Source organism: Frankia sp. CgKIO3 (genome assembly GCF_977946435.1).
Genome location: NZ_CDWTMO010000205.1, coordinates 1 through 6,240 on the forward strand (window position 1 = coordinate 1; position 6,240 = coordinate 6,240).

The following is a 6,240-nucleotide window of genomic DNA, read 5'->3' on the forward strand; positions in this document are numbered from 1 at the left end:
TCCTAGATCGGGCAGATCGGTCGAAGTAGGCACACGCTTTATAATACTCGCTAGACGGAAGATCGACGGATAAACTCGGGGGCAGATCTCCGACGCCCCTTCAAGTAGCTCGTGCGCGAAATATTCGGCGTCAGACCATGCATCCACCCGGGCCAGTACATACGCCATATAAGCCATACACATGGCATGGTCAATTATAGGTATACATTTATTTTTCTGAGATATCTCGTCAAAATGTGCTCGATATGCCTGAATTGCGTCATGCCATTCCGATAGATCGGCATGTAGGGAAGCTTCCTGTACGAAAATCTGTGCGTCGTCCAGCCACCATGCCCAATCGGGATCGCTGTCCCGGATTCCATCTTGATGGAGGCTACGTGCGCGAGAGAATATACGGACCGCCTTATTGTCGCCCAAGGTGGCCAAGGCGCGAGCCTCGCGCATCGCAAACATCGTAGCCATTCGGGGCGTTAGTCGGCGGCCCTCCATAGATCGCGCGAGTGTGAGCCCTTCTGCGGGAGCACCGTTCTCTGCGGCATGCATCGACATCCCCGCGCTCCCAGCGTCCGACGGTGGTCCGGTCAACGTCCAGTTCATGCGCAAATGACTCTTGAGAATAGCCCATGGCGCGGCGCCTAGCCGTTAGACCGCTTTGCTTCCGAGTCATCAACTCAATCCCTTCGCGTCCCGCGGATGCATCAGATGCATCAATTGTGCATCATCGTTGCCGTAGTCCCGCTGCGGCCGGTGCGCCACGGTAGGTAGGGGCACTTCGGGTCACCTTGCTCTGGGGATCGGCGTAGGCGGGATCGTCGTGCACCGCGAATCCGTGCTGCGCCCGCTCGATCTCCACTAGCCTGGGCTCCACCCGGAAGCGGCCGACAGCCGCCCGCGAGGCATCCACAGCGATGAAGGTGTCCTTCGTGCCGTGGACGATCAGGGTGGGTGCGGTCGATCTCTGGCGAGAGGGCAACGGCTCGGCGTCCCCGACTGCAACCTTGGTCCTCGCCAACAGCGGCAGGCTGCACCAGACCACCTTGCCGCCGGTCGAAGGTCGGTAGTAGGCCCATCGGGTGCTCAGGGCCGACAGCAGCAACAGGCCGCGTCCGCCCTCGGCGTCGAGAGCCGGGTCTTGCCGGATGGGTGCGGCTGCGCTGGAATCCCAGACCTCGATGATCAGATCAGTATCGGTGCGCGTCAGGCGGGTAGCGATGATGTCCGCCCCTCCATCCCGCTGGGTGGTGACGTCCCGGGCCGAGGAGCCGGCTTATGTACTTGTAGTGTTGACCTTTTCTGGGTTCTCGCGGAAGAACGACTCCGCCATGTCGGTTCCCACACGATGGCGCCCGCAGCTGCGAGAAGCCGAGCAGACTCGGCGTCGATGCCGCGGGCGCCACCAGTGGCCAGCGCCACCTGGCCGTCTAGGCGAAATTGATCCTTATCTCTGATTCCTTGCTCTCTTTGGCGTTAAGGTATTAAAGCGTTATGGCTATTTGCTCGGGGATGGAATCATCGGTATCTGACGGTAGATGTAAGAAATTTTCATCAATACGCGCCAGCTCGGCCATCTATGGCAATCGTAGCGCGGCATGCTATCCGGAGATGATCGGCTTGCCGAGCGGCAGGCCCTTCCCGCCGGTCTCGGTGGACATGATGTCGAGGTACAGGTAGACCGCGACCGCGATGAAGGCGAACACGACGTAGCCGCCGGCGTGCGTGAGGGCGGTGTTGGCGTAGATGGTGCCGAGCAGTAGCAACACCAGCGCGACGTCGACGAGCCCGAGCAGCAGGGTGTAGCTGCTGGGCAACCGCAGGGTGGCCACGGTGAACAGGACGATGGTGACCAGCCAGCTGATCAGCCACAGTTCGGTGCTCCTGGTGACCTGATCGGCGGGGATGTTGTACCAGTTGTGGCCGAGACCGAGGACGAACGCGGCGTAGCTGCCGTAGAACCCGAAGAACACCCCGAACAGGCTGGCCGCGGCGTTCTGCCCGAGCGCCGCCGCCCAGATCGCGGAGATCAGGAGACCGACGGTGGTGGCAGTCATGATGACGGGTATGGCGGCGCCGCCCGCGGCGGGCGGAAGCCACCCGGTGTCGACCAGCCCGAGGCCGACGGCACCGGCGATGAAGGTGGGGATACCGATCACGCCCGGGTTGCCGCGCAGCGGGCTGAGAGGCGGCGGAGCGGGTAATGTCTCGGTCTCGTTCGGTAACGGCTGTGAGTGGGTGGCGACGGTGGCGCTGTCGGTGCTGGTGGTCATCGGGATCATCCTCCTGAAGGGGCCGTTTCCGAGGCGGCCCGCCGTATGTGCTGCGGGTGCGGGCGGTAGAGGAGGGCTGGACGTGCCGTGGGGACTACGCCGTCCCCGTCCTACGCCGGTGAGGCAGTGCTCGGCCCTCCCGGTTTTGCTGGCGTTACTTGCCGTCGTGTCACGCTGCGGGCTACGCGAAACGAACGAGGAGTTTGATAATGCCTTCCTCCTTGGTTTTCTTCAACCTGAAGGCGCATTCGACTTCGTCGAACCCGAACTCGTGGGTCGTCATCGCCAGCGCGATGTCCATGAACGTTGGCCGGGTCGGGAGGCGCCGGGTGGGGTTGGCGCTGCCCGGAGGGCGGGGTGTGTGCTGTCGGTACCGACGTGTGTGACCGGTGCCGGGAGGTGGGCGTATGGCACAGCGTGTGCGGGCGCGGTGGCACCCTGTCCGTAGCCCCGTGATCGGGGTGGGGGAAGGACTCCCGGAGAGCTACCGCCGCGGGCTGGTGCGGTTTGTAACGGAGGTCAAGGCAGCCCGGCCGGCCGCAGTGGCCGTGCGCTGCGGTGGCTGCGCGTCCGGCGCCGGTCACCACGCCTGGAACGTCACCACGCCTGGAACAATGAGACATCGGTGGAGGAGGACATGAACGTGAGCAACCATGAGGTGCCGTCGCTGAGCAGGCAGGTCGAGACCGCCGTCGCCGGTGCGATCGACCGGGCGCTGCCGGAACTCGCCGGCGCCGACCCGGTTGTCCGGGGCTCCGACCACGCGGACTTCCAGGCCAACGCGGCGCTCGCGCTCGCCCGGCGGGCCCGCTGCCGCCCCGGGGAGCTGGCGGCTGCGGTCGCTGATGCCGTGCGCGCCGATGCCGTGCGCGCCGACGGCGCCGCTCTGGTGGCCGACGTCACCGTCTCCGGGCCTGGCTTCCTTAACATCACCCTCGCCGATGACGCGCTGTGGCGGCAGGTCACCGCCCGCCTTGCCGCCGGGCGGCTCGGCGTCGGCGCGGCCGAGCGGGGCCGTCGTACGATCATCGACTACTCCGGGCCGAACATCGCCAAGGAGATGCACGTCGGCCACCTGCGCACCACGATCATCGGGGACTGCCTGGCCCGGGTGCTCGGCTTCCTCGGCGCGGACGTCATCCGCCAGAACCATCTCGGGGACTGGGGCACCCAGTTCGGCATGCTCATCCAGTACCTCGACGAGCATCCCGCGGCGTCCTGGCACCACGACGACCTCGCCGCCGGCGCCTCCACGGTCTCGGCCCTCGATACCCTCTACCGGGCCGCCCGGAGCACCTTCGACGCCAACCCCGCCTTCGCCGACCGGGCCCGGCGCCGGGTCGTCGCGTTGCAGGCCGGCGACGCGGCGACCGTCAGCCAGTGGCGGGACATCGTCGCTGAGTCCGAGTTCGCCTTCGGGGAGATCTATCGCCGCCTCGGCGTGCTGCTCACTAGTGAGGACTCGGTGAGCGAATCCTTCTACAACCCCTGGCTTCCCGATGTCGTCGATGAACTCGTGCGCGCGGGTATCGCGGCCGGCAGCGACGGGGCCCTGTGCGTGTTCTCCGCCGAGGTGACCGGACCGGACGGGGAGCCCGTGCCGCTCATGGTCCGCAAGAACGACGGCGGCTACGGCTACGACACCACGGACCTCGCGACGATCCGCTACCGCATCCGCGATCTCAAGGCCGACCGGCTGCTCTACGTCGTCGACGCCCGCCAGGCCCTGCACTTCCGGCTCGTTTTCGAGGCCGCCCGCCGCGCCGGCTGGCTGTCCGACGACGTCGAGGCCACCCACGTCTCCTACGGCACCGTCCTCGGCCCCGACGGCAGGCCGTTCAAGACCCGCTCCGGCGAGACCGTCAAGCTCATGGACCTGCTCGACACCGCCGTGGAACGGGCCCGCACCATCGTCGCCGAGAAGGCCCCCGGCCTCGACCCGGCCGAGCTCGACCTGATCGCCGAGCAGGCCGGTATCGGCGCCGTTAAATACGCCGACCTGTCCACCTCCCGGACCAAGGACTACACCTTCGACGTCGAACGGATGGTGTCGTTCATCGGGAACACCGGCGTGTACCTGCAGTACGCCCACACCCGGATCCAGTCGATCCTCCGCAAGGCCGGCGACACCCCGGACACTCCGAACATCCCGGATGCCCCGGACGCCCTGGTCGAGGTGGACCCCACCCTGACGCCGCATCCCGCCGAACGGGCGCTCGTCCTCACTCTCGACGCCTTCGGTGACACGCTCGTCGACGTCAGCCGCGCCCTCGAACCCCACCGGCTCTGCGGCTATCTCTACGATCTCGCCAAGGCCTACACCGACTTCTACGAGGCCTGCCCGGTGCTGTCCGCTCCGGGCTCCCTGCGCGCCAACCGCATCGCCCTGTGCCGGCTCACCGCCCGCACCCTGCGCCAAGGGCTCGACCTGCTCGGCATCGCCGCGCCTGACCGAATGTAGGCCCGGCCGGCGGGTCCAGGTTAAGCTGGCATCCACGCGGATGTGCATGGTGTGCCGGGAAGTCTGGTCGGCGATGTCCGATTCGACCCCTGATGCTGGGAGACCGCCTTGGGCCCGCCGCCACCTCACAGTCCATGGTTTCACCGCAGTTTCTGGTTTCACCGGGACTCCCGGTTTTGCCGTGGTTTCCGGCTTTTCGGCCGTGGTTCGCGGGCGGAGACTCAGCGGGTCGCCGCCATCCTGCGCGGTGAGACGATCGGCGGGGCGCTCCTGCTCGCCGCCGCCGTGCTCGCGCTCGCACTCGCCAACTCGCCCTGGTCCGACGCCTACCGATCGCTGCTGGCCGTCCGGGTTGGTCCCGCCGCCCTCCACCTTGATCTGACGCTGGCGGAGTGGACCGCCGACGGACTGTTGGCGATCTTCTTTTTCGTCGCCGGGCTGGAACTCAAACGGGAGTTCGTCGCCGGTGACCTGCGTGATCCGCGCCGCGCCGCGGTCCCGGTGCTCGCCGCCTTCGGCGGTGTCGTCGTCCCGGCCGTCCTGTACACGTTGGTGAACCTGGGCAGCGGCGCGCTGCGAGGCTGGGCCATCCCGACGGCGACCGACATCGCCTTCGCGCTGTCGGTACTGGCGGTCATCGGCCGACACCTGCCGATCGCGTTGCGGACCTTCCTGCTCACGCTCGCGGTGGTCGACGATCTGGTGGCCATCGTCATTATCGCCGTCGCCTACACCGAGCGGCTGTCGGTCGCGCCCCTGGTCGGCGCGCTCGTGCCGTTGGCGGCGTTCACCGTGCTGGTGCAGCGGCGGGTGCGGTCGTGGTGGCTGCTGCTGCCGCCGGCGCTGGCGACCTGGGCGCTGGTGCACGCCTCCGGCGTGCACTCCACCGTCGCCGGGGTGCTGTTGGGCTTTGCGGTGCCGGTGCTGCGCAGCGAGCGGGGCCGTGCTCCCGAGATGGACCGAGGCCTAGCCGAGCACTTCGAACACCGCTGGCGTCCGATTTCGGCCGGTATCGCCGTGCCGATGTTCGCCTTCTGCTCTGCCGGGGTGACGGTGGGCGGTCTCGACGGTCTAGCCGAGGCGTTGAGTGACCGGGCGGCCGTGGGCGTGATCCTCGGCCTGGTCGTCGGCAAGACGGTCGGGATCCTCGCCGCGACCTGGCTGGTGGCGCGCTTCACGGGGGCGAGCCTGGACGCTGGGCTGGCCTGGCTCGATGTGGTGGGCCTGGCGATCCTGAGCGGCATCGGGTTCACCGTCTCCCTGCTCATCGGGGAGCTGGCGTTCGGGAGCGATTCCCCTCGTAGCGATCACGTCAGGATCGCCGTGCTGGCCGGCTCCCTGATCGCCGCTCTGTTGGCGGCCGTGCTGCTGCGCCTGCGTAACCAGGCTTACGCTCAGCTGGAGCGGACCGAGACCGCCCACCTAGGTCTGTCTTCCGCACATGGGGTTTCGATGCGTTGACCGGCCTGGTTTCTGATCAAGGTGGTCGGGTCGGATCGACGCCGAGAATGGTGA

The 6,240-nt window shown here is 67.1% G+C and carries 6 protein-coding genes; 2 read left to right on the plus strand and 4 right to left on the minus strand.

What is annotated here, in order from left to right; all coding sequences use genetic code 11:
• The 4 genes from AC08OJ_RS17815 to AC08OJ_RS17830 form a co-directional block, all read right to left on the minus strand.
• The coding region (locus AC08OJ_RS17815; protein ID WP_476596333.1) for a hypothetical protein at positions 1–444 on the minus strand (444 nt) is incomplete at its 3' end.
• The gene (locus AC08OJ_RS17820) at positions 404–667 is read right to left on the minus strand and encodes a helix-turn-helix domain-containing protein (RefSeq protein ID WP_476594345.1); all 264 of its coding nucleotides are present in this window, start codon (positions 665–667) and stop codon (positions 404–406) included. The genes AC08OJ_RS17820 and AC08OJ_RS17815, both read right to left, overlap by 41 nt.
• A gap of 51 nt (positions 668–718) precedes the next feature.
• Positions 719–1,096, minus strand: coding sequence for a dienelactone hydrolase family protein (locus AC08OJ_RS17825; RefSeq protein ID WP_476594346.1), 378 nt, complete (start codon positions 1,094–1,096; stop codon positions 719–721).
• A gap of 496 nt (positions 1,097–1,592) precedes the next feature.
• Complete coding sequence (locus AC08OJ_RS17830) at positions 1,593–2,264, minus strand: GPR1/FUN34/YaaH family transporter (RefSeq protein WP_476594347.1); 672 nt, start codon at positions 2,262–2,264, stop codon at positions 1,593–1,595.
• A gap of 637 nt (positions 2,265–2,901) precedes the next feature.
• Here AC08OJ_RS17830 and argS point away from each other — a divergent pair.
• Positions 2,902–4,725 (plus strand): arginine--tRNA ligase, encoded by a 1,824-nt coding sequence (gene argS / locus AC08OJ_RS17835; protein WP_476594349.1) that lies wholly within the window; start codon positions 2,902–2,904, stop codon positions 4,723–4,725.
• Between the two features lie 108 nt (positions 4,726–4,833).
• Entirely contained in the window at positions 4,834–6,186 is a 1,353-nt protein-coding gene (gene nhaA / locus AC08OJ_RS17840) for a Na+/H+ antiporter NhaA (RefSeq protein WP_476596334.1), read from the plus strand.
• The last annotated feature ends 54 nt before the right edge of the window (positions 6,187–6,240 follow it).